Source organism: Variovorax beijingensis (assembly GCF_003951285.1).
Taxonomy (GTDB): Bacteria; Pseudomonadota; Gammaproteobacteria; order Burkholderiales; family Burkholderiaceae_C; genus Variovorax; species Variovorax beijingensis.
On the sequence record NZ_RXFQ01000009.1, the window covers coordinates 218,199 to 244,430 of the forward strand.

The window sequence follows — 26,232 nt, forward strand, 5'->3', positions numbered from 1 at the left end:
CTGATATATTGCATTGCAACATTCCACTCCAAGACCAGCGATGCTCTATCAACTCTACGAAGCCCAGCGTTCCCTCATGGAGCCGTTTTCGGACTTCGCGCAAGCGGCTTCCAAGCTCTATGGCCAAGGCGCGGTGTGGGGCCAGTTGCCCATGGCCCAGCGCATGGCGGCGGGCTACGACCTGCTCTACCGCCTGGGCAAGGACTACGAGAAGCCCGAGTTCAACATCAAGTCCGTGAAGGTCGAGGGCGAAGACGTGGTCATCCAGGAGGCCGTCGAGCTCGACAAGCCGTTCTGCGAGCTGCGCCGCTTCAAGCGCTTCACCGACGAACCGCACATCCTCAAGACGCTCAAGAGCCAGCCCGTGGTGCTGATCGTGGCGCCGTTGTCGGGCCACTACGCCACGCTGCTGCGCGACACCGTGCGCACCATGCTGCAGGACCACAAGGTCTACATCACCGACTGGAAGAACGCGCGCCTCGTGCCCATGTCGGAGGGCGAGTTCCACCTCGACGACTACATCAACTACGTGCAGGAGTTCATCCGCCGCCTGCAGGCCGAATACGGCAACTGCCACGTGGTGAGCGTGTGCCAGCCGACCGTGCCGGTGCTGGCGGCCGTGTCGCTGATGGCCAGCCGCGGCGAGCCGCTGCCCCTCACGATGACGATGATGGGCGGCCCGATCGACGCGCGCAAGTCGCCCACCGCGGTGAACAACCTCGCGATGAACAAGAGCTTCGAGTGGTTCGAGAACAACGTGATCTACCGCGTGCCCCAGGGCTTCCCGGGTGAAGGCCGCCGCGTGTACCCGGGCTTCCTGCAGCACACGGGCTTCGTGGCCATGAATCCCGACCGCCACGCGTCGAGCCACTACGACTACTTCAAGGACCTCATCAAGGGCGACGACGCGAGCGCCGAGGCCCACCGCAAGTTCTATGACGAGTACAACGCCGTGCTCGACATGGACGCCGACTACTACCTGGACACCATCCGCACCGTGTTCCAGGAATTCGAACTCGTGAACGGCACCTGGGACGTCAAGAACCCCAAGGGCCAGATCGAGCGCGTGCGCCCGCAGGACATCCATTCGACCGCCCTGCTGACCGTCGAGGGCGAACTCGACGACATTTCGGGCTCGGGCCAGACCGAGGCCGCGCACAGCCTGTGCACCGGCATTGCCGATTCGCAGCGCGAGCACTACGAAGTCAAGGGCGCGGGCCACTACGGCATCTTCAGCGGCCGCCGCTGGCGCGAACTGGTCTACCCCAAGGTGCAAAAGTTCATCGCGGCCCACGACCAGCCCCAGCGCCGCGCCGGCGCGCGCGAAAGCCTGCCGGCCGAAGACCGGATCAAGCCGGGCCGGAACACGGCGGCCGCTGCAGCCAGAAAGAATGTCGCAGCCAGGAAAGCCGTGGCGGCCGCCCCAGCCAAGAAGCCCGCGGCACGCAGGAAGTGAACGCACTGGCCGCACGCATCCACGATGCACTGCCGCAGACGCAGTGCACACGTTGCGGCTACCCCGACTGCGCCGGCTATGCCCAGGCCGTGGCCGACGGCCAGGCGGACATCAACCAGTGCCCGCCCGGCGGCGCCGAAGGCGTGGCCAGGCTGGCGCGGCTCACCGGCCGCGAGCCGCTCCCGCTCGACCCGCAGTTCGGCACCGAAGGGCCCCGCGCCATGGCGGTCATCGACGAAGCCTGGTGCATCGGCTGTACGCTCTGCCTCGATGCCTGCCCCACCGACGCCATCGTGGGCATCAACAAGCGCATGCACACCGTGATCGAAGCGCACTGCACGGGCTGCGAGCTCTGCATTCCGGTCTGCCCTGTCGATTGCATCTCGCTCGAGGTCGAGACACCGGGCCGCAGCGGATGGCAGGCCTGGTCGCAGGTGCAGGCGGAGGCCGCACTGCAGCGCTACAAGCTGCATGGCGAGCATCGCCGCGCGGACAGGCGCAAGAGCGAGCGCGACGCGCCCGCCATTGCCGAACCGCAGGCCGCCGACACGCGCAAGCGATCCATCGTCGAGGCTGCGCTGGCGCGTGCCCGTGCTGCCTCACCACAACAACGTCCGCCCGCCGCCAAGCCATGACCCTCGACACCCTGCTGATTTACGTCGTTGCCTCGCTCGCCCTGGCCGTGATCCCCGGCCCGACGATGCTGCTGGCGCTGTCCAACGGCATCGACGGCGGCATGCGCCGCGCGAGCTGGGGCATTGCCGGCGCGTCGCTCGGGAGCATCACGCTGATCGCGGTGGTTGCGCTCGGGCTCGGTTCGCTGCTGGCCGCATCCGAACTGCTCTTCAATGCGATCCGCGCCGCGGGTGTCGCCTACCTGGTCTGGCTCGGCGTCAAGCTGTGGCGCAGCGAAGAGGCCGACCTCGGCGCGGCGCTGGCCAAATCCGCCATCGAGGTTCGCCCGCATGGCCGCGTCGCGCTCATGCGCAGCCTGCTCGTGGCGCTGTCGAATCCCAAGACGGTGCTGTTCTTCGCCGCTTTCCTGCCGCAGTTCATCGACATCGCCAAGCCGCAGGGCACGCAGTACCTGCTGCTCGGCTCGATCTTCGTGGCGCTCGACACCTGCGTGATGCTGGCCTATGCGGCGGCCGGAACGCAGGCCGTGCGCTGGCTCTCGCGCCGCGGCCTCAAGATGCTGAACCGCAGCTGCGCCGCCGGCATGTGGCTGCTGGCCGCAACGCTCGCCTTCTGGCGCCGCCCGGGCACCTGAACGGCGCGGGGCTCAGCCCTCTTGGCTCTCTTTCGCCTTCTGCGGGCGCTGGAAGAGCAGCAGCAAAACACCGGCCAGCACCACCGCCACCGCATACCACTCGAAGCTTGTCACGGTCTCGTTGGCAATCCACACGCCCAGCAGCATGGCGATCACCGGATTGACGAAGGTGTAGCTCGCGGCCAAGGCGGCGGGCGCCTTCGCGAGCAGCACCATGTAGGCGTTGAAGGCAATCAGCGAGCCGAACACCACGAGGTAGAGCCAGGCGGCAGCGGCCACGGGTTGCGGCGGCCACGCCAGCTGCTCGCCGGAGAGGGCCGCGAGCACCAGCAGCACCACGCCGCCGCAGATCATTTCGCTCGCGAAGCCCATCGCGCCGGGCGCGAGCGGCAGGCTGCGCTGGCTCAGCACGCTGCCCATCGACCAGCAGATGCAGGCAATCGAGATCGCCGCCAAGCCCGCGGGCGACGACTGGAAGCCGCTGCCCTGCGTCAGCATCAGCACGCCGATGAGCCCGAGTGCAATGCCCGCCGCCTCCAGCCGCGTCGGCTTCACGCCCCAGATCAGGTTGAGCAGCGCAATCAGCAGCGGCACCACCGCGATGAAGGCCACCACCAGCCCGGAGCCGATCGACACTTCGGCATGGGCCGTGCCGCCCATGCCGCCACCCAGCATCAACGTGCCGACCACGAGGGCATTGCGCCACTGCAGGCGCGAAGGCCAGGCCACACCGCGCCAGCGCATCCAGGCGGCGAGCAGCACACCCGCGAACAGGAAGCGCGAGCCCATCTGAAGAAACGGCGCAAAGCTGATGAGCGCGTACTTGATCGCAAGATAGGTCGAGCCCCAGACCACCCAGGTGGCGGCCAGGCAGAGCCACAGCAGCGGCGGCAGTGCGGTGCGCGCGGGACCGGACGCGGCTTGGGCGGGGGATGCGAGCGTGGGCATGTCGGTGTTGTCTTGTTGGTATGGAAACGCCGTCCATGGTATGAAAGCAATCTTCTCGCAACCATGCATATCTCATGGTTCTTTGCGTTTCATATCGTCGATTTGAAGGAGTTGCATGGACTTCAGCTTGAACCCTGCGCTGGATGCGCACGACACCCGCATCCTGGCCGAACTGCAGGCCGATGCGCGGCTCACCATGGCCGAGCTCGGCCGCCGCGTGCACCTGAGCCAGCCGGCCGTGACGGAGCGCGTGAAGAAGCTCGAGGCCGCGGGCGTGATCAGCGGATACCGCGCGACCGTGAACCTCGGCAAGCTCGGCTACGGCATCCGCGCGATCATCCGCGTGGGCCGCGCCGACTATGCGCGCGTGGTGGAACTGGTGCAAGAGACGCCCGAATGCGTCAATGCCTACAACGTGACCGGCGACGACAGCTGGATCCTGGAGATTGCGGTCATCGACGTGAGCCATCTCGATGCGGTGGTCACCAAGTTCTGCATCCTCACCGAGACGGCCACCTCGATCATCCTGAACCCGGCGCGCGAGCACCAGCCGATGTTGCCGCCTCAGCGCTCGGACGTGAAGCCGCCGATCAGGAAGGTGCTCAACGCGTAGCCGGCTTCCGTTCGCGCACCAGGTAGGCCATGACCAGATCGACGAGCTGCCGGCGAAACGCGGCTGAAGCGACCAGCCCGGCGCGAGCCGCTGCGTGAATCGCGCCCTCCACGGCGCCCGACAGCACCAGCGCCATGGCCTGCGCCCGCGTTGCAGACTGCCGCCCCCGCAACGCCTTCACGACCTCCACATAGGCATCGGCGTACGCCTGCTCGAAACCGTCGGCCGCCTGCGCCCCGGCCGCGTGCGCAGGCGCAAGCTCCAGCAGCGCGCGATGCAGGCCCGGCTTGCCCGCGTGCACCGCGACCAGGCCATCGACCAGCGTCTCGGCGCACGTCCTTGGCGCACCCCGGCATGCGCTGGCGGCGCGCAGCGCAGCAAGCACTTCGTCGAGATGCTGTCTTCGGATGGCCTCGACGATGGCATGCTTGTCGGGAAAGTACTGGTAGAGCGAGCCGATGCCCACGCCCGCGGCCTGCGCCACCTGGTTGGTCGAGAAGCCGGCCGCGCCACCGGTCGCAAGAATGCGAGCAGCCGCCTCCACGATGGCATCCACCATGGCCTTCGAGCGCGCCTGGCGCGGCGCTTTGCGCAGGGCGGCTCGGGGTCTGGCAATGCGAGTAGACATGATGCACGGGCGAAGCGACGATGCGGGCAGATTACTCGCATTTCAATTCAGCACCAGGAAGGAGCTTCCCCATATGCCGTCCCGCACGCTTCTCCAGCGGCTCTTCGCCTATCGGCGCTGGGCAGACAACGAACTCCTGGCCTGCCTCGAAGGCCTGGACGCGCAAACGCATGGCGTCACCAGGGACGCATCGCTGCGCCTGGTTCACCACAACCACCTGGTGGACCGCGTCTTCGCCGCCCATCTGGCCGGCGAGCCGCACGGCCTGGCTTCGGTCGGCGCCACCGGCACGCCCCTGCTGCACGAGCTGCGCGAGCGCAACGATGCCAGCCTGGACTGGTACCAAGGCTACGTCGACACCGCCTCGCCCGAAGCGCTGGCCGAGGCCCTGCCCTTCGTCTTCACCGATGCGGACGCAGGCTGCATGTCGCGTGAAGAGATGCTGCTGCACGTGCTGACACACAGCAGCTATCACCGCGGCGAGGCGGGCCGCCTGCTGTCGGCAGCGGGCATCGAGCCGCCCTGGGACACCTTCGCCGTCTTCCTGCACCGGAGCGAACCGGCGCGCCGTGACCTCAGGGCTGGCGCGCCAGCGCGCTGAAGGCGCTCACCACCTCGGGCGGCGCCTGCACCATCTCGATCAGCACACCCTCGCCCGCGATCGGGAATTCGTCGTTCGCCTTCGGATGCAGAAAGCAGATGTCGAAGCCCGCGGCACCCTTGCGGATGCCGCCGGGTGCAAAGCGCACACCCTGTGCTGTGAGCCACTCCACGGCCCTGGGCAGGTCGTCGATCCACAGGCCCACGTGGTTGAGCGGCGTGGCGTGCACGGCCGGTTTCTTCTCGGGGTCGAGCGGCTGCATCAGGTCGACCTCGACCTTGAACGGCCCGCTGCCCATCGAGCAGATGTCCTCGTCGACATTCTCGCGTTCGCTCTTGAAGGTGCCCGTGACCTCGAGCCCCAGCATGTCGACCCAGAGCTTCTGCAGGCGCAGCTTGTCGGGCCCGCCGATGGCGATCTGCTGGATGCCCAGCACCTTGAAGGGGCGTGCGGCGGCGGTGGTCATGCAGTGCAACCTTCCGGCTGCTCCTGCACCTGCCGCGCATTGAGGCCGAGCTTGCGCAGCAGCACCGTGTCGGCTTCGACGTCGGGATTGCCGGTAACGAGCAGCTTGTCGCCATAGAAGATCGAATTCGCGCCCGCCATGAAGCACAGCGCCTGCACCGCGTCGCCCATCTGCTGGCGCCCCGCCGACAGGCGCACGCGCGCGGTCGGCATCGTGATGCGCGCGACTGCGATCATGCGCACGAAGTCGAAGGGATCGACCGGCTCCGAATCGGCCAGCGGCGTGCCCGGCACGCGCACCAGGCTGTTGATCGGCACCGACTCCGGGTACGGATTCAGATTGGCCAGCTGCGCGATCAGTCCCGCGCGGTGCACCGGCTGCTCGCCCATGCCGACGATGCCGCCGCAGCACACGCTGATGCCGGCGCTGCGCACATGGGCCAGCGTGTCGAGCCGGTCCTGGTAGGTGCGCGTGTCGACCACGTCGGTGTAGTACTCGGGCGCGGTATCGAGGTTGTGGTTGTAGTAGTCCAGGCCCGCGGCCTTGAGCTGGTGCGCGTGGTGCGGCTCCAGCATGCCGAGCGTGGCGCAGGTCTGCAGGCCCAGCCCCTTCACGGCCTCGACCAGCACCGCCACCTTCTCGACGTCGCGGTCCTTCGGCGCACGCCATGCGGCGCCCATGCAGAAGCGCGTGGCGCCGGCGTCCTTGGCGGCCTGCGCGGCGCGCACCACCTCGTCGACCTCCATGAGCTTCTGGGCCTTCACGCCGGTGTCGAACTCGGCCGACTGCGGGCAGTAGCCGCAGTTCTCGGGGCAGCCGCCGGTCTTGACCGAGAGCAGCGTCGCCAGCTCGATGTCGCCCGCCGGAAAGTGCCGGCGATGCACCGTCTGCGCCTCGAACAGCAGGTCCATCAGCGGCTTGTCGAGCAGCGCCTGTATCGCCTCGATCGTCCACGGGCCTTGCGGCGTGACCGGCTTTGCGGGCCGGTGCAGCGTGACAGGCGCCGAGATGGGCGCTTCAAAAAAAAGATCGGAGGTCGTCATATCAATGAGTCTTTCATAACTGCCCGAGGCGTTGTCTGTTCGGGAAACACCGCGGAACCGGCTTCGCCGGTCCGCAGGTGTTGCCCCCGGAAGGGGGGTGGAGAAGCGACACGAAGTGCGCGAAGCCTGGGGGTGAGCTTTATTCAAACTCCAGAATGATTTGATCGACGGCGAGCGATTCGCCCTTGCCCGCCGAAATCTTGCCGACCACGCCGTCCTGCGTGGCGAACAGTACGTTTTCCATCTTCATGGCCTCGATCACGGCCAGCTTCTCGCCGGCGCGCACCTGCTGCCCCGGCTGCACCGACACCTCGACCAAGAGGCCCGGCATCGGCGACATCAGGAACTTGCTCAGGTCGGGCGGCGCCTTGTAGGGCATCAGCTCGAGCAGGCGCGCGCACCGGGGCGACAGCACCATCGCCTCGACCTGCGTGCCGTCGTGCGACACCCGCAGCGCCAGCGGGTTCTTGCCGGCCCCGCGCTCCACCTGGGCGGTGAAGGGCCTGTCGTTGACCGTGCCCTGCACGCGAATGGCGCCGAGCGCAAAGCCGCTGTCGATCTTGTAGTTCTTGCCGCCCACGGCCACGGCGCTGGCGCCGGTCTTGCCGTGGAAGTCGGTGACCGAAACAGGATGGTGCACGTGCTTGCCCTCCGGCCCCAGCTCCACCACCACGAACTGCTCGCCCACCTTCACGCCATGGCCTTCGAGCTGTCCGCTGATGCCCGAAGCCCGCGCGCGGTAGCGGCGGTGCACGTAGGCCGCGAGCGCAATCAGGAACGAAGGATCGGCGTGCGGCACGTCCTCGGCATGGAAGCCCTTGCCGTAGTGCTCGGCGATGAAGCCGGTGTTGAAATCGCCCGCCACGAACTTCGGATGCGCGAGCAGCGCGGCCTGGAACGGGATGTTGCTGCTGATGCCGCGGATCACGAAGCCGTTGAGCGCCTCGCGCATGCGGGCAATCGCATGCTGCCGGTCCTTGCCGTGCACGATGAGCTTGGCGATCATCGAGTCGTAGTACATCGGGATCTCGCCGCCGTCGTACACGCCGGTGTCCACGCGCACCCCGTTCAGGCGCTCGGTGTCGGCCGCGAACATGGTCTCGGCCGGCGGCTGGAACTTCACCAGGCGGCCGGTCGAAGGCAGGAAATTGCGGAACGGGTCCTCGGCATTGATGCGGCACTCGATGGCCCAGCCGTTGCGCTTCACCTGTTCCTGCGTGAGCGGCAGTTCTTCGCCGGCCGCCACGCGGATCATCAACTCGACAAGATCGAGCCCCGTGATGCATTCGGTCACCGGGTGCTCCACCTGCAGCCGCGTGTTCATCTCCAGGAAGTAGAAGCTCTGGTCCTTGCCGACCACGAACTCCACCGTGCCCGCGCTCTGGTACTTCACGGCCTTGGCCAGCTGCACTGCCTGCTCGCCCATCGCACGGCGCGTGGCATCGCTGATGAAGGGCGAAGGCGCCTCCTCGATCACCTTCTGGTGGCGGCGCTGGATCGAGCATTCGCGCTCGTTCAGGTAGATGACGTTGCCGTGCGAATCGCCCAGCACCTGGATCTCGATGTGGCGCGGCTCCTCGACGAACTTCTCGATGAACACGCGGTCGTCGCCGAAGCTGGCGAGCGCCTCGTTGCGGCACGAGGTGAATCCCTCGAAGGCTTCCTTGTCGTTGTAGGCCACGCGCAGGCCCTTGCCGCCACCGCCGGCCGAGGCCTTGATCATCACGGGGTAGCCGATGTCCTTGGCAATCTCGACCGCGCGCTCGGCCGTCTCGATGGCGTCGTTCCAGCCCGGGATGGTGTTGACCTTGGCCTCGTTCGCGAGCTTCTTGGAGGCGATCTTGTCGCCCATCGCCGCGATCGAATAGTGCTTCGGTCCGATGAAGGCGATGCCCTCTTCCTCGACCTTGCGTGCGAAGGCTTCGTTCTCCGAGAGGAAGCCGTAGCCCGGGTGCACCGCCTCGGCGCCGGTCTTCTTGCAGGCCTCGATGATGCGGTCGGCCTGCAGGTAGCTCTCGCGGCTCGGTGCAGCGCCGATGTGAACGGCCTCGTCGGCCAACTCGACGTGGCGGGCTTCCTTGTCGGCGTCGGAATAGACGGCGACGGTGAGGATGCCCATCTTCTTGGCCGTTTGAATCACGCGGCAGGCGATTTCGCCGCGATTGGCGATCAGGATTTTTTTGAACATATTGTTGTCCTGCGCTCCTCAGAGCGGAATGTTCCCGTGCTTGCGCCACGGGTTCTCGAGCTTCTTGTCGCGCAGCATCACGAGCGAGCGGCAGATGCGCTTGCGCGTCTCGTGCGGCAGGATCACGTCGTCGATGTAGCCGCGGGCGCTCGCCACATACGGGTTGGCGAAGCGCGCCTTGTACTCGGCCTCGCGGGCGGCGAGCTTCTCGGGGTCGTTCTTGTCCTCGCGGAAGATGATTTCCACCGCGCCCTTGGCGCCCATCACCGCGATCTCGGCGCGCGGCCAGGCCAGGTTGACGTCGCCGCGCAGGTGCTTGGAGGCCATCACGTCGTAGGCGCCGCCGTAGGCCTTGCGCGTGATGACGGTGATCTTGGGTACCGTGCACTCCGCGTACGCGTAGAGCAGCTTGGCGCCATGCTTGATGATGCCGCCGTACTCCTGGCCGGTGCCGGGCATGAAGCCGGGCACGTCGACGAAGGTGACCACGGGAATGTTGAAGGCATCGCAGAAGCGCACGAAGCGCGCGGCCTTGATGCTGCTCTTGATGTCCAGGCAGCCCGCCAGCACCAGCGGCTGGTTGGCCACGATGCCGATGCTCTGGCCTTCCATGCGGGCGAAGCCGATCACGATGTTCTTCGCGTAGTCGGGCTGCAGCTCGAAGAAGTCGCCGTCGTCCACCACCTTGAGGATCAGCTCCTTGATGTCGTAGGGCTTGTTCGGGTTGTCGGGCACCAGCGTGTCGAGCGAGTAGTCGGGCCGGTCGGCCGGGTCGCCCTGGCCGTTGTTGCCCAGGCGCACCGGCGGCTTCTCGCGGTTGCTGAGCGGCAGGTAGTTGTACAGGCGGCGCAGCATCATCAGCGCCTCGACGTCGTTCTCGAACGCCATGTCGGCCACGCCGCTGCGCGTGGTGTGGGTGACGGCACCGCCGAGCTCCTCGGCCGTGACGCTCTCGTGCGTCACGGTTTTCACCACCTCGGGGCCGGTGACGAACATGTAGCTGGAGTCCTTCACCATGAAGATGAAGTCGGTCATGGCGGGCGAGTACACCGCGCCGCCCGCGCACGGCCCCATGATCATGCTGATCTGCGGCACCACGCCCGAGGCCATCACGTTGCGCTGGAACACGTCGGCATAGCCGCCGAGCGAAGCCACGCCTTCCTGGATGCGCGCGCCGCCCGAATCGTTGAGGCCGATGACGGGCGCGCCGACCTTCATGGCCTGGTCCATCACCTTGCAGATTTTTTCGGCATGCGCTTCGCTGAGCGCGCCGCCAAAGACGGTGAAGTCCTGGCTGAAGACGAAGGCGAGACGGCCGTTGATCATGCCGTAGCCGGTGACCACGCCATCGCCCGGGATCTTCTGCTCGGCCATGCCGAAATCGACCGAGCGGTGCTCGACGAACATGTCCCATTCTTCAAAGGTGCCGTCGTCGAGCAGCAGCTCGATGCGCTCGCGCGCCGTGAGCTTGCCCTTGGCGTGCTGCGCGTCGATGCGCTTCTGCCCGCCGCCCAGGCGCGCCTGGGCGCGGCGCTTTTCGAGTTGTTCGATCAGTTCTTGCATGGTGTGCTTCCGAGGCTGTGGTCCTGAATTTCGTGTGTGGTCATGGCCTGGCGGTGATGGCGGCCGCCGCAAGCAGCTGGCGCGCCGCCGTCGATGCGGGCAGCGCGCCCTGCGCCACCTGCTGCGTGAGCTGCGGCAGCAGTTCGCGCACCTGCGCGTGCTGCCTGAAGGCCTGCTTGAGGCCCGCGTCGATGCGCTCCCACATCCAAGCGGTGGCCTGTTTTTCGCGGCGCCTGGCGAGCTTGCCGCTGGCGCTCTGCAACTGCCTGAATTGCGTGACGGCATCCCAGAAGGCGTCGACGCCGGTGCCGGCCAGCGCGCTGAGCTGCAGCACCCTGGGCAGCCAGAAGCGCACCTCTGCGCCGCTGTGCGCGTCGTGCACCGCGTGCGCGTGCTCCGGGTTGCCCTGGTGGCCGAGGAGGCGCAGCGCCGAGGTGATCTGTGCCTGCGCGCGCGTCGCGGCGTCCTTGTCGATGTCGGCCTTGTTGATGACGACCAGGTCGGCCAGTTCCATCACGCCCTTCTTGATGGCCTGCAGGTCGTCGCCCGCATTGGGCAGCTGCATCAGCACGAACATGTCGGTCATGCCGGCCACGGCGGTTTCGCTCTGGCCCACGCCCACGGTCTCGACGATCACGATGTCGTAGCCTGCGGCCTCGCACACCAGCATGGCCTCGCGCGTCTTCTCGGCCACGCCGCCGAGCGTGCCGCTCGAGGGACTGGGGCGGATGTAGGCGCGCTCATGCACCGAGAGCCGCTCCATGCGCGTCTTGTCGCCGAGGATGGAGCCGCCCGAGACAGTGGACGAGGGATCGATGGTGAGAACCGCCACGCGGTGGCCCTTGCCGATCAGCAACAGGCCCAGCGTTTCGATGAAGGTCGACTTGCCGACACCCGGCACGCCAGAGATGCCGAGGCGAAACGAATTGCCGGTGCGCGGCAGCAGCGCGGTGAGCAATTCGTCGGCCTGCGCGCGATGGTCGGCGCGCGTCGATTCGAGCAGCGTGATGGCCTTGGCGATCGCGCGGCGCTGCGCCATGCCGTCCGATTCGGCAATCGCGCGCTCCAGTGCGGCCGCCGGCTTGTTCAGCACGCGTCCTCCTGGGACGACACGCGCCAGCGGTAGTGCAGGTCGACGCTCTCTTCGCCTTCGAGCACGAAGCCGTGCCGCAGGTAGAAGCGGTTGGCATCGCTCTGCACGAGCGCGGTGAGCTTGATGTCCAGCTGCTGTTCGCGCGCCTGCGACTTGGCCCACTCGAGCACCCACTCCCCGATGCCCAGGCCCTGGAATCCGGTGCGCAGGTAGAGATGGTCCAGGCGCAGCGCATCCGCGCCCTCGGGCTTGAGCGTGACGAAGCCGATGCGCAGCTCGCCGTCGAGCACGATGTGGTGCATGAAGGGCACGACGAAACCGGCCTGCAGCCGCTCGCGCGAGCGCGCGGGATCGAAGCGCCCCACGCGCTCCAGGCTGGGGCGCATCGCATCGACGCGCAGGGCCAGCATGGCCTCGAAATCGCTGGATTCAACCGGCTGCAGCGACAGCCGCGACAAGAGATCGCCCACGCTCTGCTTCTCAGGCCGAAACCGCCGCGCGGATCTGCTCCAGCACGTCCTTGGCGCTGGCCGGGATGGGCGTGCCCGGACCGTAGATGCCCTTGACGCCGGCCTCGTAGAGAAAGTCGTAGTCCTGCCGGGGAATCACGCCGCCGACGAACACGATGATGTCGTCCGCGCCCTGCTTCTTGAGCTCGTTGATGATGGCGGGAACCAGCGTCTTGTGGCCGGCCGCGAGCGTGCTCACGCCGACGGCATGCACGTCGTTCTCGATCGCCTGGCGCGCGCATTCCTCGGGGGTCTGGAACAGCGGCCCCATGTCGACGTCGAAGCCCAGGTCGGCGAACGCGGTGGCCACCACCTTGGCGCCGCGGTCGTGCCCGTCCTGGCCCAGCTTGGAGATCATCACGCGCGGGCGGCGACCCTGCTCCTCGGCGAAGGCGTTGATTTCGGTCTTGAGCGTTTCCCAGCCTTCGGCCGAGTCGTAGGCAGCGGCGTACACACCGGTCACCTTTTGCGTGTCGGCCCGATGGCGGCCGAATGATTTTTCGAGTGCATCCGAAATCTCGCCCACCGTGGCGCGCAGGCGCACGGCGTCGATGCTCAGCGCGAGCAGGTTGCCGGTGCCGTTCTCGGCGGCTTCGGTGAGCGCGTCGAGCGCGGCCTGCACCTTGGCGCCGTCACGCGAGGCGCGGATCTTCTGCAGCCGCGCCACCTGCTGCTCGCGCACCATCACGTTGTCGATGGAGAGGCTGTCGATCGCGTCTTCGGTCTTGAGCTTGTACTTGTTGACGCCCACGATCACGTCCTTGCCCGAGTCGATGCGCGCCTGCTTCTCGGCGGCAGCGGCCTCGATCTTGAGCTTGGCCCAGCCGCTGTCCACCGCCTTGGTCATGCCGCCCATGGCCTCGACTTCCTCGATGATCTCCCACGCCTTGTCCGCCATGTCCTGCGTGAGCTTCTCCATCATGTAGCTGCCCGCCCAGGGGTCGACCACGTTCGTGATGTGCGTTTCTTCCTGGATGATGAGCTGCGTGTTGCGCGCGATGCGGGCGCTGAACTCGGTGGGCAGCGCAATCGCTTCGTCGAGCGCGTTGGTGTGCAGGCTCTGCGTGCCGCCGAAGACCGCGGCCATCGCCTCGATGGTGGTGCGCACGATGTTGTTGTACGGGTCCTGCTCGGTGAGCGACCAGCCCGAGGTCTGGCAGTGCGTGCGCAGCATCAGGCTCTTGGGGTTCTTCGGGTTGAACTCCTTCATGATGCGGCACCACAGGAGGCGCGCGGCGCGCATCTTGGCCACTTCGAGATAGAAGTTCATGCCGATGGCCCAGAAGAAGGACAGGCGCCCGGCAAAGCCGTCGACGTCCAGGCCCTTGGCCAGCGCGGTCTTCACGTACTCCTTGCCGTCCGCCAGCGTGAACGCGAGCTCCAGCGCCTGGTTGGCACCCGCCTCCTGCATGTGGTAGCCGCTGATCGAGATCGAGTTGAACTTGGGCATCTTCTGCGCCGTGTACTCGATGATGTCGCCGATGATCCGCATGCTCGGCGCCGGCGGAAAGATGTACGTGTTGCGGACCATGAACTCCTTGAGGATGTCGTTCTGGATGGTTCCGCTCAGCTGGTCCTGGCTCACGCCCTGCTCTTCGGCCGCGACCACGTAGCCCGCGAGCACCGGCAGCACGGCGCCGTTCATCGTCATGGACACGCTCACCTTGTCGAGCGGGATCTGGTCGAACAGGATCTTCATGTCCTCGACCGAATCGATCGCCACGCCGGCCTTGCCGACGTCGCCGGTCACGCGCGGATGGTCGCTGTCGTAGCCGCGGTGGGTGGCCAGGTCGAAAGCCACGCTCACGCCCTGCCCGCCGGCGGCCAGCGCCTTGCGGTAGAAGGCATTCGATTCCTCGGCGGTCGAGAAGCCCGCGTACTGGCGGATGGTCCAGGGGCGCACCGCGTACATGGTGGCCTGCGGGCCGCGCAGGTAGGGCTCGAAGCCGGGCAGCGTGTCGGTGTACTGGAGGCCCTGCAGGTCGGCCGCGGTGTAGAGCGGCTTCACGCTGATGCCGTCCGGCGTGAGCCAGTTGAGCGCGCCCAGGTCGCCGCCCGGCGCCGACCTGGCGGCGGCCTTGGCCCAGTCGTCGAGGTTGGCCGGCTTGAAGGTGGGTTCGGGTTTGCTGCTCATGAGGGGCTTTTCGCAGTGTCTTGCAGGGTAGTCGCAAATTCGCCTGCAAGGGATTTGCAAGCCGGCCGCGAGTCTAACCCATCCATAATTATTAATTCAAACCCGTTTTTGCGGTACAGTCCGCCCCATGTCCGCCCTCACCCTCACCCCGCGCGCCCTCTATGAAGAGGTGGCCGAACTGCTGCGCCAGCGGATCTTCCGCCGCGAGCTCGAGCCGGGCAGCTGGATCGACGAACTCAAGCTGGCCGAGGAATACGGCATCAGCCGCACGCCGCTGCGCGAAGCCCTGAAGGTGCTGGCGGCCGAAGGCCTGGTGACCATGAAGGTGCGGCGCGGCGCCTACGTCACCGAGGTGTCCGAACAGGATCTGGCGGACGTCTACCACCTGCTCTCGCTGCTGGAAAGCGATGCGGCCGGCGTGGTGGCCGAGCGCGCAAGCGAGGCCCAGCGCGCGGAGCTGAAGGCGCTGCATGCCGAACTCGAAGCGGCAGGCGCCCCCGGCAAGGAAGACCGCGAGCATTTCTTCGCGGTCAACGAGCGCTTCCACATGTGCCTTTTGGCCATTGCGAACAACAAGTGGCGCGACCAGATGGTGGCCGACCTGCGCAAGGTGATGAAGCTCAACCGCCACAACTCGCTGCTGAAGGCGGGGCGCATCGCGGAATCGCTCGCGGAGCACCGGTCGGTGATGGCGGCCATCGAGGCGCGGGATGCCGCGGCGGCGATGGCCCGGATGCGCGAGCATTTCACCAACGGCCTGGAAGCCGCGAACTAGGCTCTCCCCCAGGCTGCGCGCACTTCGTGTCGCTTCGCCCACCCCCTCACCGGGGGCAACACCAGGGGACCGGCGGAGCCGGATCCCCGGTGTTTCACGAATGGATCCGGGGCACCGTCGCAGGTCAGTCGGTATTGGTAGTGCCGGTTTCCTGGGAGATTCGCTGGGCTGTTTCCAGCAGCCTGGGGGCCACGCGGCCGAGCATGACGTCCTTGGGCAGCAGGTAGGCGGGGCCGCCGCAGCTCACGCCGTAGCGTTCGCCGCGCGGGCCCTTGAGCGCAAAGCCCAGGGCGTGGATGTGCGGATGCCACTCGCCGAACGAGCTGCAATAGCCCAGGCGCGCGTATTCGTCGAGCCCGGCCATCAGGCGCGGTTCGATCGAGGGCCAGTTCTCGCCGCTTTCCAGGCGGATCTGCTCCAGCACTTCGGCGCGCTCGGCGGCGGGTAGCGCGCCAAGGTAGGCGCGGCCCGCGGCCGAGGTGGCGATGGTCATGCGCGAGCCCACTTCGATGCGCGAGCTGATCAGCGCGGAACGGGGGCGCAGCGAATCGATGATGAGCATGTCGAGCTCGTCGCGAACGCCCATGTGGACACTGGCGCCGGCAAATTCGGACAGCTCCGCGAGATGCGGCCGTGCCACCGTCCGCAGGTCGAAATGGCGCAGGTAGCGGCTGCTCATGTCGAGCAGCGCCGGCCCAAGGCTGAAGCGGTCGCTGTCCTGCGACTGTTTCAGGTAGCCCGCCGCCACCAGCGTGGCCGTGAGGCGGGACACGGTGGCCTTGGGGATGCCGGTGGTTTCGGCCAGGTCGCGATTGCTGATGGGTGCGGCTGCCATTCCGATGACCTTGAGCAAGGCCAGCCCCCTGGCAAGCGCGCTGACTTCTTCTTTGCCGCCAATCGCGTCATTCATGTATCCAAACCCTTTTTTTTTGATGTTCGTTCATTCTTCAGCAAAAAGCTGTTGACGTGCCGGCGCTCGGGAATCATTATTTCGGAACAATGTTCCATTTATACAAAAATCCGAGACATTCCGCTGGCGGTCCACTCCCCCTTCTTCGTCCCTCTCGAGACCGGCGCCTGCTCCTGCTGGCGGGAAGCGGCCTGGCGCTGTCCGGCTTTGCGGCTGCCGCCCCGTCTGCAACCGCGGTCGACGCGAGCGGCTACCCCAAGGGCCCCGTCAAGCTCATCGTCCCCTTCGCGCCCGGCGGGCCGACCGACACGGTGGCGCGCCTCGTCTCGCTCAAGCTGCAGGAGATGTGGGGCCAGCCGGTGCTCGTCGACTACAAGCCGGGGGCCGGCACCGCCATCGGCGTCGACTTCGTCGCCAAGGCGCCGGCCGACGGGCTGACCTTCGGCATGGTGAATTCGTCCTTCGCGGTCAATCCATCGCTGCGCAGGAGCCTTCCGTACGACATAGTGAAAGACCTGGCGGGCATCACGCAGATCGCCAACCTGCAGCTCGCGATCGTCGCGCGGCCCGATGCGCCCTTCGGCACGCTGGCCGAACTCGTCGCCTACGCGAAGAAGAACCCGGGCAGGCTCAGCTACGGCACGCCAGGCGCCGGCAGCACCACGCACCTGGGTGCCGAACTGCTCAAGCGCGAAGCGGGCTTCGACATGCTGCACGCGCCCTTCAAGGGCAGCGCGCCGGCCCACACCGAACTGCTGGGCGGGCGGCTCGACCTCGTGTTCGACCCCTTTCTTTCGGTGCTGCCGTACGTCAAGGCCGGCCGGATGAAGATGATCGCCACGCTCGGCGAGAAGCGGATTCCGGGCTATGGCTATCCGACCGTGGCCGAGACCCTGCCGGGATTCCACGTGAGCGCCCTGCTCGGCTTCGTCGCGCCGCGCGCCACGCCACCGGCGGTGGTCACGAAGATCCAGGCCGACACCGCAAAAGTGCTGCACGACGCCGAGATGCGCCGCCGCGTCGAGGAACAGGGCATGGAAGTGGTGGCGTCCACGCCCGCGCAATTCGACGCGTTCGTCCAGGGCGAAATGAAGCGCTGGTCGCGCGTGATCGCCGAAGCCGGCATCCAGGCCGAATAGGCATCGCCATTTCCCATCCTCATAGACCGCTCATGTCCCTTGAACTCACCCCCTTGCACCCGCTCTTCGCCGCCGAGGCGCGCGGCATCGACATCACGCAACCGCTCTCGCCTGCCGAGGTGAAGCAGATCAATGCGGCCATGAACCGATATGCCGTGCTGGTGTGGCGCGGACAGCCGCTCACGGGCCGCCAGCAGATCGATTTCGCGAAGTCGTTCGGCCCGCTCGACCTGGGCCTGAAGAAGGTCTTCAAACGCCCGGAGCGGCTGGAAGACGAACGGCTGATCGACATCTCCAACGTCGATGCGGAAGGCAAGGTGGCGCGCCGCGATTCGCCCAAGAACCTGTCGAACTTCGCCAACCAGCTCTGGCACAGCGACAGCTCCTTCCAGGACCCGCGCGCCGCCTATTCGATGCTGCATGCGCTGGTGCTGCCGAGCTGGGGAGGCAACACCGAGTTCGCGGATCTTCGCGCCGCCTACGACGCACTGCCCGAACGGACCCAGTCGGAGATCGAGGGTCTGTGCGCCGAGCACTATGCGCTGCACACCCGTATCCTGCTGGGCGACGAGGCCTACACCGACGAGCAGAAGAAAGCCATTCCGCCAGCCGTGTGGCCCTTGGCGCAGACGCATCCGGGCTCGGGGCGCAAGCTGCTGTTCGTGGGCGTGCATGCACGCGAGATCATCGGCTGGCCGGTGGCCGAGGGGCGCATGTTCCTATCGGACCTGCTCGAGGATGCAACCCGCCGCGAATTCGTCTACACGCACGAATGGCAGGTGGGCGACCTCGTGATGTGGGACAACCGCAGCACCCTGCACCGCGGCCGGCGCTACGACATCGGCGAGCGCCGCGAGCTGCGCCGCACCACCATCGAGGACGTGCCCGAGGCCACGCTGATGGCCGCTTGACGCCGCCCCCGGCTTCAGGCCTCCTGCGCCGCGGGCTCGTGCGCCAGCGCCATCACCTCGTGCGGCGGGCGCGCCTTGAGCCGATGGTCGCTCCATACCTGGCGCCAGCGGCGTGCGCCGGGCAGGCCGTTGCGCAGGCCCAGCATGTGCCGCGCAATCGACGACCACTGCGTGCCGTGTTCGGCCGCCTCCCGGACCATGTAGTCGCACATCAGCGCCTCGACGTCCTCGCGCGTGAGCGGCTGCGGCGCGGCGCCGTAGAACTCCGCGTCCCACTCGGCCAGCCACCAGGGGTTGTGGTAGGCCTCCCGGCCGACCATCACGCCGTCGAGCAGCCGCAGATGCTCATGCACCTGCGCGTTGGCCGAGATGCCGCCATTGATCGAGAAATCCAGCGCCGGAAACTCGTGCTTCAGGCGGTGCACGAGCTCGTAGCGCAGCGGCGGAATCTCGCGGTTCTGCTTGGGGCTCAGGCCCTGCAGCCACGCGTTGCGCGCATGCACGATGAAGCCCCGGCAGCCGGCCTCGCTCACCGCACCGACAAAGTCGCGCACGAATTCGTAGCTCTCGATCCTGTCGATGCCGATGCGGTGCTTGACCGTCACCGGCAGGCGGGTGGCGTCGACCATGGCCTTCACGCAATCGGCCACCAGCGCCGGCTCGGCCATCAGGCAGGCACCGAAGGCGCCGCGCTGCACGCGCTCGCTGGGACAGCCGCAGTTGAGGTTGATCTCGTCGTAGCCCCACTCTTCGCCAAGCCTGGCGCAATGCGCGAGGTCGGCCGGCTCGCTGCCGCCCAGCTGCAGGGCCACGGGATGCTCTTCCTCGTTGAAGCGCAGGTGCCGCGGGACGTCGCCATGCACCAGCGCGCCGGTCGTGACCATCTCCGTATAGAGCAGTGCATGGCGCGACATCAGGCGATGGAAGTAACGGCAATGGCGGTCCGTCCAATCCATCATGGGCGCGACGGAAATGACTTTTTCTTTCAAATTCAACAGCTTGGCGCTTTCGTTCATACAGATGGCCTTCAGCTGTAGTTTCTCATGCAGCGGCCGCACGGGCGCGGTTCACCGCCCCATCAGGCGCCGGGCGATGTAGCTCGCGGCGTCCACCAGGCTGACCAGCACGATCATGGCCAGCAGCACCGCGCTGGTCTCGCGCATCTGGAACAGGCCCAGGTGGAAGGCCAGCATCTGGCCCAGCCCGCCGGCGCCGACCACGCCCAGCACGGCCGCGGCGCGGATGTTGTTCTCCCAGCGGTAGAGCGCATAGCTCATCAGTTGCGGCAGCACCTGCGGCAGCGTCGCATAGAGGAACACCCGCCCTTCCGGCACGCCGCGCACGCGCAGCGCGAAGGCCGGGCCCTGCGCCGCGTTCTCGATGCTCTCGGCGAACAGGCGGCCCAGCACGCCGCAGGTGTGCACCGCCAGCGCCAGCGTGCCCGCGAAAGGCCCGAGGCCCGCGGCGATCAGCAGCAGCGCGGCCCACATCAGTTCCGGCACGCTGCGCAGGGCGTTGAGCAGCAGCCGCGTGGGACCGCGCCAGCGCGCTGGATCGCCCGCGTGCAGCTTGCTCGCGGGCAGCGCGAGCAGCAGGCCGGCCACGACGGCCAGCAAGGTGCCGACCACGGACATTGCCAGCGTCTCGAGCGCGGCCGGCAGCAGCTTCTGCAGGAACGCCGCGCCAAGGGCCGGCTTCGCAAGCTCGCCGGCGAAGCGGCCCATGCGGGCCAGCGAATCGATCGAGAAGAAGCGCGCCCACTGCAGGTCGAGCGACCAGAAGCTCGCCACCACCAGCGCCACCATGGCAGCGACCATCCAGCAGGCGCGGCAGCGCGCATCGAACAGCGGCGGCGGCAGCCGGTAGACCTCGTTGGCGGCGGATGATTGCGGCTCGATCCTGGGCATGGCGAGGCTCTCAGGCCAGGGCGCGCCGCAGCCAGGCGCTCAGGCGGTCGGTGGCGGCGACCAGCAGCACGAACACCAGCAGCATGGTGCTGACCTCGGCGCCGTTGAACATCTTCATCGACGCATCCATCTGCTGGCCGAGGCCGCCCGCGCCCACAAAGCCGAGCACGGCGGACGAGCGGATGGCGCACTCCCAGCGGTAGACGGTGTAGCTGGTGAGCTCTGCCGCGTTCTGCGGCAGCAGGCCGTAGAAAAAGGCCTGGATGCGGCCGGCGCCGTTGCGCAGCAGCGTCTCGGTGGGATGGGCATCGCCGCTCTCCAGGATCTCGCCGTAGACCTTTCCCAGCATGCCGGCATAGGTCAGCGCGATGGCCAGCACGCCGGCCGTGACGCCCAGGCCGACCACGCGCACGAACACCAGCGCCCAGATGAGTTCCGGCACGCTGCGCAGCACGATCAGCAGGCCGCGCACCGAAAAGCGCAGCAGCGCCGGCAGCGCCGCCATGCGGCCGGCCAGCCCGGAGATGGAGAGCGAGCGCACCGACAGCAGCGTGAGCGGAACCGCCAGCACCATGGCCAGCGTGAGCCCGGCCGTGGCAATGGCCACCGTGCGCCAGGTCTCCCGTGCCACCAGCGCCAGGAACTCCGCGTCCATGCGCGGCGGCACGAAGCCCGCGAGGAAGCGCAGCGCCGGCTCCAGGCTGCCGGGCGCGAACAGCAGCCAGGGCTTGAATTCGGTCAGCACGAGCATGGGCCACAGCACCACGGCCGCGGCCAGCAGCCAGAACACGCGGTGCGCCCAGGCGGGGTCGCGCTGCGCCGGTGTGGTTGGCAGATCGGTGGCCATGGTCAGCGGCAGTGCATCACGACAGGAGCCGCTTCGACCGGGCTCTCATCGATGACACCGGCCTGCGCCGGCTCCTGCCCATACAGCTCGCGCAACAGGTCGGGCGTCACCTGCGCAGTGGGCAGGTCGAAGGCCAGCGACCCGTCGCGCAGGCCGATGATGCGCGGGAAGTGCTGCAGCGCGAGCGGCACGTCGTGCAGCGTGGCCACCAGCGTCGCCCCGCTCTCGCGCGCCCACTGCGTGAGGGTGTCCAGCGCCTGCCCGGCGCGGGCCGGGTCCAGCGCCGACAAGGGCTCGTCGACCAGCAGCAGCTGCGCCTCGGACAGCAGGCCGCGCGCCAGTCCCACGCGCTGCCGCTCGCCGCCGGACAGGCGGTCGACGCGCGCGAAGAGCTTGTCCGCCATGTCGAAGCGCGCCAGCGCGGCGTCGGCCTGCGCAATGCCGGTCGGATAGAACAGGCTGCGCAGCGCCTGCCACAGCCCGATGCGCGGCAGCCGGCCGGCCAGCACCGCGGTCACCACGCGCTGGCGCGGCGGCAGCGGCGGCACCTGGGGTGCCAGGAACAGCCGGCCGCGCAGGCGCTGCAGTTCGCGCCGGGGCAGCCGCCACGGATCGCGGCCGTCGAGTTCGATGCTGCCGGCCGCGGGCGCGAGCGCGCAGGCCATCAGGTGCAGCAGCGTCGTCTTGCCGGCGCCCGAGGGCCCGATCACCGCGGCCTGCTCGCCCGCCGCCACGTGCAGGTCCAGCGCCCGCAGTGCCGGCGCCGCCGCGGCGGGCGCCGCCGGATGACGGCCGGACAATGACCGCAGCTCGATGTTCACCGGCCTGGCTCCTGCGTGACGATGGCGTCGGTCAGTTCAGCAGCCCGGCGTTGCGCGCCGCGGCCTCGATGCCCTTGTAGTTCTCGGCGCGCGTCGGGACGAAGCGCGTGGCGCGCTGCAGCGCAAGGATGTCCTTGCCCTCAGGCGTGGCCGGGCTCAGCTCGACGAATGCACGCACCAGCTGCTCGCGCCTGGCGGCCGGCATATCGGCATGCACGGTCCAGTTGTAGTCGTAGTAGGCGGGCGTGGTGTAGAACACCCGCACCTTCGCCGGATCGACCTTCTTGTCGGCCACGAGCTTCTCCCACACCGAGATGTTCAGGGCCCCGGCGTCCACCTTGCCGGATGCGACCGCGGCCACCGTGGCGTCATGCGCGCCCGAGTAAGCCACGCGCTTGAGGTCGCGGTCGGGGTCGATGCCGGCCGCCAGCAGGAAGCTGCGCGGCATCAGATGGCCCGAGGTGCTGGACTGCGAGCCGAAGCTCAGATTGCGGCCCTTGAGGTCGGCGAGCGAGCGGATGTCCGGGTTCGTCGTGATGAACACCGAGCGGAATCTCTCGTCTTCCTCGCGCTGCACCAGCGGCACCACCTTGCCGCCCGAACGATGGCTGGCCTGCACGAAGGTGAAGCCGCCGAGCCAGGCCAGGTCCACCTGCTTGTTGGCCAGCGCCTCGACCGCGGCCGCATAGTCGGTGACCGGCGTGAACTCGACCTTCACGCCCAGCTTGCGCTCCAGGTAGGCGGCCAGCGGCGCCGACTTGCGCGCGAGCTCGGTCGGCGACTCGTCGGGAATCGCGGTGATGCGGAAGGTTTGTTGGGCCTGCGCGGCCACGGCACAAGCCAGCATGGCCAGCGCCAGCACGAAGCGCGGCAAGACAGCAAATTTCATGGGACTCCCGAAAAGCGAAGAACAAGGCGGGGATTAGACCGCAAGAGCCCGGTCACCCGCCGGCGGCGCGGCTGCTGCGGAAGCCGGCGAAGATGTCGCGGCGGTGCGGCTCGAAGAAGTTGCGGTAGCGCGCATGCGCGAGCGCCGCCGACGTGGCGTGGCAGGCGCCGCGCAGCACGCGCCGGGTGCCGAACCACGGCGCCGAGTAGTCGCGGTAGGGATGGGGCGTGAAGCCTGGGTAAGGCCCGAACGGGCTCGAGGTCCATTCCCAGACCCGGCCCCAGGCGAAGCCCGGCAGCGTGAGCGCCGCGCACTCCCATTCGGCCTCGGTCGGCAGCCGCCGCCCGGCCCAGCGGCACCAGGCGTCTGCTTCATGTGCGTTCAGGTGAACCGCTGCGCCCAGCGGGTCGAGCGGCAGCCAGTGGCCGCCGCGCCGCTGCTGCCAGCCGGTGCTCGCCGCAAGGAGGTGGGCGGGCTGGCGCATCGGCTGGTGCGCGAGCCAGTCGCGGCCCGCGTCGGACCACCACGCCGGGTTCTCGTAGCCGCCGCCTTCCACGAACGGCAGGAAGCGCGCCCAGGTCACGGGCTGCGCGTCGATGCGCAGCGGCTCGATGGTGACGTCGTGCGGCGGCAGCTCGTTGTCGAACGCAAAGCCGCTGCCGGCATCGGAACCGATGCGGAAGCGCCGGGCCGGCAGTTCCATTTCGGCATCCGCGGCCGGTAGCGGCGCGGCCCCGCTCTCGCGCAGCGCGATGCCCAGGCCGTCGGCCATGTAGGCCGCCGCTTCCGCATGCATGGCCTCGTGCAGGGCGACCAGGCGGAAGAAGTACAGCGCATCGTCGTGCGCATCGGACGGGAGTTCGTCCAGCAGTGCCAGCGTTTGCGCGAGCGTGCGTTCGAGGTAGCCGCGCGTGGCCTCGGCGTCGGGCAGCGGGAGCGCCCAGCGGGTGCGGTGCGCCACGCGGCCGGAGTCGTACCAGGCGTCGGCCTGCGGCAGCAGCGAGGGCTCGCGCGCATGGTCCGGCTCGCAGGCCACGCCGCGCGCGCGCTGCCGGTTGCGGCCGATCCACCATTCCTGGAACCAGGCCACGTGGCCCAGCTCCCACAGCGGCGGATTGAGCTCGGGCGCGTAGCCGATGCCGGGATAGGCGCCTCCCAATGCGGCCTGGAAATCGTCGGCAAGATCGAGCGTGCGCCGCCGTGCGGCCAGCAGCGCCGCTCGCACCGATGCCGGCGGCCCCGCGCGCAGCGCCAGCGCCTCGGGCGCGGCGGCCACGCTATAAACAGGCAATGTCGAATCCATCGGTTGTCATCGTAAGCCCGGCGTTGCCCGGCGCCAACAACGGCAACTGGCGCACCGCCCAGCGCTGGAAGACTCTGCTGTCGCCGGCCTGCAGCGCACGCGTGGTGCGGCAATGGCCCGATGCAGGCGCGTCGGCCGACACCGTGATGCTGGCGCTGCACGCGCGGCGCTCGGCGCAATCCATCGCGCACTGGGCGAAGGCCCGCCCCGACCGCGGCCTGGCCGTGGTGCTCACCGGCACCGACCTGTACCAGGACATCGGCAGCGACCCGCAGGCGCAGCGCTCGCTGCAGCTGGCGCAGCGCCTGGTCGTGCTGCAGGCGCTGGGCGCCGAGGCCCTGCCGCCGGAGTGCCGGAGCAAGGCACGCGTGGTGTACCAGTCGACATCCGCGCGCGCCGAGCTGCCCAAGTCCGAACGCCACCTGCGCGCGGTGATGGTCGGCCACCTGCGGCAGGTCAAGTCGCCGCAGACGCTGTTCGAGGCGGCGCGCCTGCTGTGCGGGCGCGAGGACATCCGCATCGACCACATCGGCGACGCGGGCGATGCCGGCCTGGGCGAGCTCGCGCGCGCACTCGCAAGCGACTGCCCGGGCTACCGCTGGCTCGGTGCCCTGCCCCATGCGCAGACCCGCCAGCGCATCCAGCGCGCCCACGTGCTGGTGCACACCAGCGCGCTGGAAGGCGGGGCCCACGTGATCATGGAGGCGTTGCGCAGCGGCACGCCGGTGCTGGCATCGCGCGTGCCCGGCAATGTCGGCATGCTCGGCGACGACTACGCGGGCTACTTTCCGCACGGGGATGCCGCCGCGCTGGTGGCGCTGCTCGAGGCCTGCCGCGCGGGCCAGGGCTCCAAAGACCGCGCGGCCGGCCTGCTCGATGGCCTGCGCACACAATGCGCGTTGCGCGCGCCGCTGTTCGACCCCAGGGCCGAGCAGGCCGCACTGTTCCAACTCCTGAACGAACTCCAGCCACCACCATGAACGCTGCCCTCCCGCAAGCCCCCGCCACCGAGCCCCGCCTCACCTCGCTGTCGCACGGCGGCGGCTGCGGCTGCAAGATCGCGCCCGGCGTGCTGTCGGAAATCCTCAAGGGCACCGCGCGCATGCCGATGCCGCCCGAGCTGCTGGTCGGCATCGAGACGGCCGACGACGCGGCCGTCTACCAGCTCAACGACGAGCAGGCGCTGATCGCCACGACCGACTTCTTCATGCCGATCGTCGACGATCCGTTCGACTTCGGCCGCATCGCGGCCACCAACGCGATCTCCGACGTGTATGCGATGGGCGGCAAGCCGATCCTGGCGCTCGCGCTGGTCGGCATGCCGATCAATGTGCTCAGCACGGCGACCATCGGGCGCATCCTCGAAGGCGGCGAATCGGTGTGCCGGGCGGCGGGCATTCCGATCGCGGGCGGCCACACCATCGATTCGGTCGAGGCCATTTACGGGCTGGTCGCGCTCGGGCTGGTCCATCCGAAGCGCGTCAAGCGCAATGCCGGCGCCAAGGCCGGCGATGTGCTGGTGCTGGGCAAGCCGCTGGGCGTGGGCATCCTGTCGGCGGCGCTCAAGAAGGAAGCACTCGATGCGGCCGGCTACCAACGCATGATCGCCACCACGACGCAGCTGAACACGCCCGGCCCCGAACTCGCGGCGCTCGACGGCGTGCATGCGCTGACCGACGTGACGGGCTTCGGCCTGGCCGGCCATGCGCTGGAACTGGCACGCGGCGCGAACCTGTCGCTGGAGATCGACTGGCAGCAGGTGCCCGTGCTGGAAGGCGTGCGCAACCTGGTGCGGTCGGGGCATGTCACCGGCGCGTCCGGCCGCAACTGGGCCGGCTACGGGTCCGACGTGGCGCTGCCGCAGAACTTTCCCGAGGAGGAGCGCGCCCTGCTCACCGATCCGCAGACCAGCGGCGGACTGCTGGTTTCGTGCGCGCCCGAGGCACTCGACGAGGTGTTGGCCATCTTCCACCGGCATGGCTTCGACGGCGCCGCGGTGATTGGCGGTGCCAGCCCGCAAGGCAGCGCGCCGCGCCTGGTGATCCGCTGACGCGCCGGCGCGTGGGCCGCGCTGCCGAGACCGCGGCTCAGGCGGGCGCAAGCTACATCGCGCCCAGTCTCTGGCGGATCGCGTTCATCTGATCGATCTCCCTGCGAATTGCCATTTCAGCCCGGCTGTCGCCTATCCTCGGACCCGCGTTGCAGCATTCCAGAGAGA

The 26,232-nt window shown here is 68.2% G+C and carries 26 protein-coding genes; 10 read left to right on the plus strand and 16 right to left on the minus strand.

From position 1 onward, the window contains the following. Positions 1–40: 40 nt before the first annotated feature. From EJO66_RS17910 to EJO66_RS17920, 3 genes are read left to right on the plus strand one after another with little or no spacing between them, the layout of a single operon-like run. Entirely contained in the window at positions 41–1,456 is a 1,416-nt protein-coding gene (locus tag EJO66_RS17910) for a polyhydroxyalkanoate depolymerase (protein ID WP_125965711.1), read from the plus strand. Beyond that, on the plus strand, positions 1,453–2,091 hold the full coding sequence (locus EJO66_RS17915) for an RnfABCDGE type electron transport complex subunit B (RefSeq protein WP_125965712.1): 639 nt from the start codon (positions 1,453–1,455) through the stop codon (positions 2,089–2,091). The genes EJO66_RS17910 and EJO66_RS17915 overlap by 4 nt, the downstream gene beginning before the upstream one ends. Beyond that, positions 2,088–2,726: a LysE family translocator gene (locus tag EJO66_RS17920; protein WP_124957631.1), complete on the plus strand. Its 639-nt coding sequence runs from the start codon at positions 2,088–2,090 to the stop codon at positions 2,724–2,726. The genes EJO66_RS17915 and EJO66_RS17920 overlap by 4 nt, the downstream gene beginning before the upstream one ends. Positions 2,727–2,738: 12 nt before the next feature. On the opposite strand, the gene yedA is transcribed toward EJO66_RS17920, so the two are convergent. Further along, positions 2,739–3,674 carry a drug/metabolite exporter YedA gene (gene yedA / locus EJO66_RS17925; protein ID WP_125965713.1) on the minus strand — a complete coding sequence of 312 codons (936 nt, stop codon included), beginning with the start codon at positions 3,672–3,674 and terminating at the stop codon, positions 2,739–2,741. A gap of 115 nt (positions 3,675–3,789) precedes the next feature. Here yedA and EJO66_RS17930 point away from each other — a divergent pair, with 115 nt between their 5' ends. Beyond that, positions 3,790–4,287, plus strand: a complete 498-nt coding sequence (locus tag EJO66_RS17930; RefSeq protein ID WP_124957629.1) for an Lrp/AsnC family transcriptional regulator — start codon at positions 3,790–3,792, stop codon at positions 4,285–4,287. Here EJO66_RS17930 and EJO66_RS17935 read toward each other — a convergent pair. After that, positions 4,277–4,915, minus strand: a complete 639-nt coding sequence (locus EJO66_RS17935; RefSeq protein ID WP_125965714.1) for a TetR/AcrR family transcriptional regulator — start codon at positions 4,913–4,915, stop codon at positions 4,277–4,279. The genes EJO66_RS17930 and EJO66_RS17935 overlap by 11 nt on opposite strands. 73 nt (positions 4,916–4,988) lie before the next feature. Here EJO66_RS17935 and EJO66_RS17940 point away from each other — a divergent pair, with 73 nt between their 5' ends. Further along, positions 4,989–5,516 carry a DinB family protein gene (locus tag EJO66_RS17940; RefSeq protein ID WP_124957627.1) on the plus strand — a complete coding sequence of 176 codons (528 nt, stop codon included), beginning with the start codon at positions 4,989–4,991 and terminating at the stop codon, positions 5,514–5,516. On the opposite strand, the gene EJO66_RS17945 is transcribed toward EJO66_RS17940, so the two are convergent. From EJO66_RS17945 to scpA, 7 genes are all read right to left on the minus strand, one after another. After that, positions 5,491–5,982: a VOC family protein gene (locus EJO66_RS17945; RefSeq protein ID WP_124957626.1), complete on the minus strand. Its 492-nt coding sequence runs from the start codon at positions 5,980–5,982 to the stop codon at positions 5,491–5,493. The genes EJO66_RS17940 and EJO66_RS17945 overlap by 26 nt on opposite strands. Next, positions 5,979–7,025, minus strand: coding sequence for a biotin synthase BioB (gene bioB / locus EJO66_RS17950; RefSeq protein ID WP_125965715.1), 1,047 nt, complete (start codon positions 7,023–7,025; stop codon positions 5,979–5,981). The genes EJO66_RS17945 and bioB overlap by 4 nt, the downstream gene beginning before the upstream one ends. Positions 7,026–7,164: 139 nt before the next feature. After that, a complete protein-coding gene (gene accC / locus EJO66_RS17955) occupies positions 7,165–9,213 on the minus strand; it encodes an acetyl-CoA carboxylase biotin carboxylase subunit (RefSeq protein ID WP_124957624.1) in 2,049 nt (682 codons plus the stop codon). Between the two features lie 18 nt (positions 9,214–9,231). Continuing rightward, a complete protein-coding gene (locus tag EJO66_RS17960; protein WP_124957623.1) occupies positions 9,232–10,776 on the minus strand; it encodes an acyl-CoA carboxylase subunit beta in 1,545 nt (514 codons plus the stop codon). 40 nt (positions 10,777–10,816) lie between these two features. Further along, positions 10,817–11,869, minus strand: coding sequence for a methylmalonyl Co-A mutase-associated GTPase MeaB (meaB, locus tag EJO66_RS17965; RefSeq protein ID WP_125965716.1), 1,053 nt, complete (start codon positions 11,867–11,869; stop codon positions 10,817–10,819). Continuing rightward, positions 11,863–12,339: a GNAT family N-acetyltransferase gene (locus EJO66_RS17970; RefSeq protein WP_125965717.1), complete on the minus strand. Its 477-nt coding sequence runs from the start codon at positions 12,337–12,339 to the stop codon at positions 11,863–11,865. The genes meaB and EJO66_RS17970 overlap by 7 nt, the downstream gene beginning before the upstream one ends. Before the next feature lie 10 nt (positions 12,340–12,349). Beyond that, positions 12,350–14,512, minus strand: a complete 2,163-nt coding sequence (gene scpA / locus EJO66_RS17975; RefSeq protein WP_124957620.1) for a methylmalonyl-CoA mutase — start codon at positions 14,510–14,512, stop codon at positions 12,350–12,352. Between the two features lie 127 nt (positions 14,513–14,639). Between scpA and EJO66_RS17980 the strand changes: the two genes are divergently transcribed. Continuing rightward, positions 14,640–15,287: a GntR family transcriptional regulator gene (locus EJO66_RS17980; protein WP_012747247.1), complete on the plus strand. Its 648-nt coding sequence runs from the start codon at positions 14,640–14,642 to the stop codon at positions 15,285–15,287. A 124-nt stretch (positions 15,288–15,411) separates the two neighbouring features. On the opposite strand, the gene EJO66_RS17985 is transcribed toward EJO66_RS17980, so the two are convergent. Next, positions 15,412–16,197 (minus strand): IclR family transcriptional regulator, encoded by a 786-nt coding sequence (locus tag EJO66_RS17985; protein ID WP_125965718.1) that lies wholly within the window; start codon positions 16,195–16,197, stop codon positions 15,412–15,414. An 89-nt stretch (positions 16,198–16,286) separates the two neighbouring features. On the opposite strand from EJO66_RS17985, the gene EJO66_RS17990 reads away from it, so the two are divergent. Next, positions 16,287–17,336, plus strand: a complete 1,050-nt coding sequence (locus EJO66_RS17990; RefSeq protein WP_240648600.1) for a tripartite tricarboxylate transporter substrate binding protein — start codon at positions 16,287–16,289, stop codon at positions 17,334–17,336. Between the two features lie 32 nt (positions 17,337–17,368). Beyond that, a complete protein-coding gene (locus EJO66_RS17995; protein WP_124957618.1) occupies positions 17,369–18,247 on the plus strand; it encodes a TauD/TfdA dioxygenase family protein in 879 nt (292 codons plus the stop codon). A 14-nt stretch (positions 18,248–18,261) separates the two neighbouring features. On the opposite strand, the gene dusA is transcribed toward EJO66_RS17995, so the two are convergent. From dusA to senA, 6 genes are read right to left on the minus strand one after another with little or no spacing between them, the layout of a single operon-like run. After that, positions 18,262–19,263 carry a tRNA dihydrouridine(20/20a) synthase DusA gene (gene dusA / locus EJO66_RS18000; protein WP_125965719.1) on the minus strand — a complete coding sequence of 334 codons (1,002 nt, stop codon included), beginning with the start codon at positions 19,261–19,263 and terminating at the stop codon, positions 18,262–18,264. Positions 19,264–19,314: 51 nt separating this feature from the next. After that, the gene (gene phnE / locus EJO66_RS18005; RefSeq protein ID WP_124957530.1) at positions 19,315–20,154 is read right to left on the minus strand and encodes a phosphonate ABC transporter, permease protein PhnE; all 840 of its coding nucleotides are present in this window, start codon (positions 20,152–20,154) and stop codon (positions 19,315–19,317) included. 10 nt (positions 20,155–20,164) lie between these two features. Then, positions 20,165–21,001 (minus strand): PhnE/PtxC family ABC transporter permease, encoded by an 837-nt coding sequence (locus tag EJO66_RS18010; protein WP_125965720.1) that lies wholly within the window; start codon positions 20,999–21,001, stop codon positions 20,165–20,167. Between the two features lie 2 nt (positions 21,002–21,003). Beyond that, entirely contained in the window at positions 21,004–21,822 is an 819-nt protein-coding gene (locus EJO66_RS18015; RefSeq protein ID WP_125965721.1) for a phosphonate ABC transporter ATP-binding protein, read from the minus strand. 31 nt (positions 21,823–21,853) lie between these two features. Continuing rightward, positions 21,854–22,711 (minus strand): putative selenate ABC transporter substrate-binding protein, encoded by an 858-nt coding sequence (locus EJO66_RS18020; protein ID WP_125965722.1) that lies wholly within the window; start codon positions 22,709–22,711, stop codon positions 21,854–21,856. A gap of 52 nt (positions 22,712–22,763) precedes the next feature. Next, positions 22,764–24,014: a selenoneine synthase SenA gene (senA, locus tag EJO66_RS18025; RefSeq protein WP_125965723.1), complete on the minus strand. Its 1,251-nt coding sequence runs from the start codon at positions 24,012–24,014 to the stop codon at positions 22,764–22,766. On the opposite strand from senA, the gene senB reads away from it, so the two are divergent. Both senB and senC read left to right on the plus strand, forming a co-directional pair. Next, positions 24,002–24,994 carry a selenosugar synthase SenB gene (gene senB, locus EJO66_RS18030; protein ID WP_124957525.1) on the plus strand — a complete coding sequence of 331 codons (993 nt, stop codon included), beginning with the start codon at positions 24,002–24,004 and terminating at the stop codon, positions 24,992–24,994. The two genes, senA and senB, sit on opposite strands and share 13 nt — an antisense overlap. Continuing rightward, the gene (senC, locus tag EJO66_RS18035) at positions 24,991–26,064 is read left to right on the plus strand and encodes a selenophosphate synthetase SenC (RefSeq protein ID WP_125965724.1); all 1,074 of its coding nucleotides are present in this window, start codon (positions 24,991–24,993) and stop codon (positions 26,062–26,064) included. The genes senB and senC overlap by 4 nt, the downstream gene beginning before the upstream one ends. Positions 26,065–26,232: the final 168 nt, after the last annotated feature.

Bases quoted from the DNA above. Each gene is read 5' to 3' on its own strand.
- EJO66_RS18020 (WP_125965722.1), bottom strand. From the start codon at position 22,711: ATGAAATTTGCTGTCTTGCCGCGCTTCGTGCTGGCGCTGGCCATGCTG.
- EJO66_RS17945 (WP_124957626.1), bottom strand. From the start codon at position 5,982: ATGACCACCGCCGCCGCACGCCCCTTCAAGGTGCTGGGCATCCAGCAG.
- dusA (WP_125965719.1), bottom strand. From the start codon at position 19,263: ATGAACGAAAGCGCCAAGCTGTTGAATTTGAAAGAAAAAGTCATTTCC.
- yedA (WP_125965713.1), bottom strand. From the start codon at position 3,674: ATGCCCACGCTCGCATCCCCCGCCCAAGCCGCGTCCGGTCCCGCGCGC.
- EJO66_RS17960 (WP_124957623.1), bottom strand. From the start codon at position 10,776: ATGCAAGAACTGATCGAACAACTCGAAAAGCGCCGCGCCCAGGCGCGC.
- bioB (WP_125965715.1), bottom strand. From the start codon at position 7,025: ATGACGACCTCCGATCTTTTTTTTGAAGCGCCCATCTCGGCGCCTGTC.
- accC (WP_124957624.1), bottom strand. From the start codon at position 9,213: ATGTTCAAAAAAATCCTGATCGCCAATCGCGGCGAAATCGCCTGCCGC.
- EJO66_RS17930 (WP_124957629.1), top strand. From the start codon at position 3,790: ATGGACTTCAGCTTGAACCCTGCGCTGGATGCGCACGACACCCGCATC.
- EJO66_RS17910 (WP_125965711.1), top strand. From the start codon at position 41: ATGCTCTATCAACTCTACGAAGCCCAGCGTTCCCTCATGGAGCCGTTT.
- senC (WP_125965724.1), top strand. From the start codon at position 24,991: ATGAACGCTGCCCTCCCGCAAGCCCCCGCCACCGAGCCCCGCCTCACC.
- senB (WP_124957525.1), top strand. From the start codon at position 24,002: ATGTCGAATCCATCGGTTGTCATCGTAAGCCCGGCGTTGCCCGGCGCC.
- EJO66_RS17935 (WP_125965714.1), bottom strand. From the start codon at position 4,915: ATGTCTACTCGCATTGCCAGACCCCGAGCCGCCCTGCGCAAAGCGCCG.
- EJO66_RS17990 (WP_240648600.1), top strand. From the start codon at position 16,287: ATGTTCCATTTATACAAAAATCCGAGACATTCCGCTGGCGGTCCACTC.
- senA (WP_125965723.1), bottom strand. From the start codon at position 24,014: ATGGATTCGACATTGCCTGTTTATAGCGTGGCCGCCGCGCCCGAGGCG.
- EJO66_RS17985 (WP_125965718.1), bottom strand. From the start codon at position 16,197: ATGAATGACGCGATTGGCGGCAAAGAAGAAGTCAGCGCGCTTGCCAGG.
- EJO66_RS17940 (WP_124957627.1), top strand. From the start codon at position 4,989: ATGCCGTCCCGCACGCTTCTCCAGCGGCTCTTCGCCTATCGGCGCTGG.
- scpA (WP_124957620.1), bottom strand. From the start codon at position 14,512: ATGAGCAGCAAACCCGAACCCACCTTCAAGCCGGCCAACCTCGACGAC.
- EJO66_RS17995 (WP_124957618.1), top strand. From the start codon at position 17,369: ATGTCCCTTGAACTCACCCCCTTGCACCCGCTCTTCGCCGCCGAGGCG.
- EJO66_RS17920 (WP_124957631.1), top strand. From the start codon at position 2,088: ATGACCCTCGACACCCTGCTGATTTACGTCGTTGCCTCGCTCGCCCTG.
- EJO66_RS17980 (WP_012747247.1), top strand. From the start codon at position 14,640: ATGTCCGCCCTCACCCTCACCCCGCGCGCCCTCTATGAAGAGGTGGCC.
- EJO66_RS18010 (WP_125965720.1), bottom strand. From the start codon at position 21,001: ATGGCCACCGATCTGCCAACCACACCGGCGCAGCGCGACCCCGCCTGG.
- phnE (WP_124957530.1), bottom strand. From the start codon at position 20,154: ATGCCCAGGATCGAGCCGCAATCATCCGCCGCCAACGAGGTCTACCGG.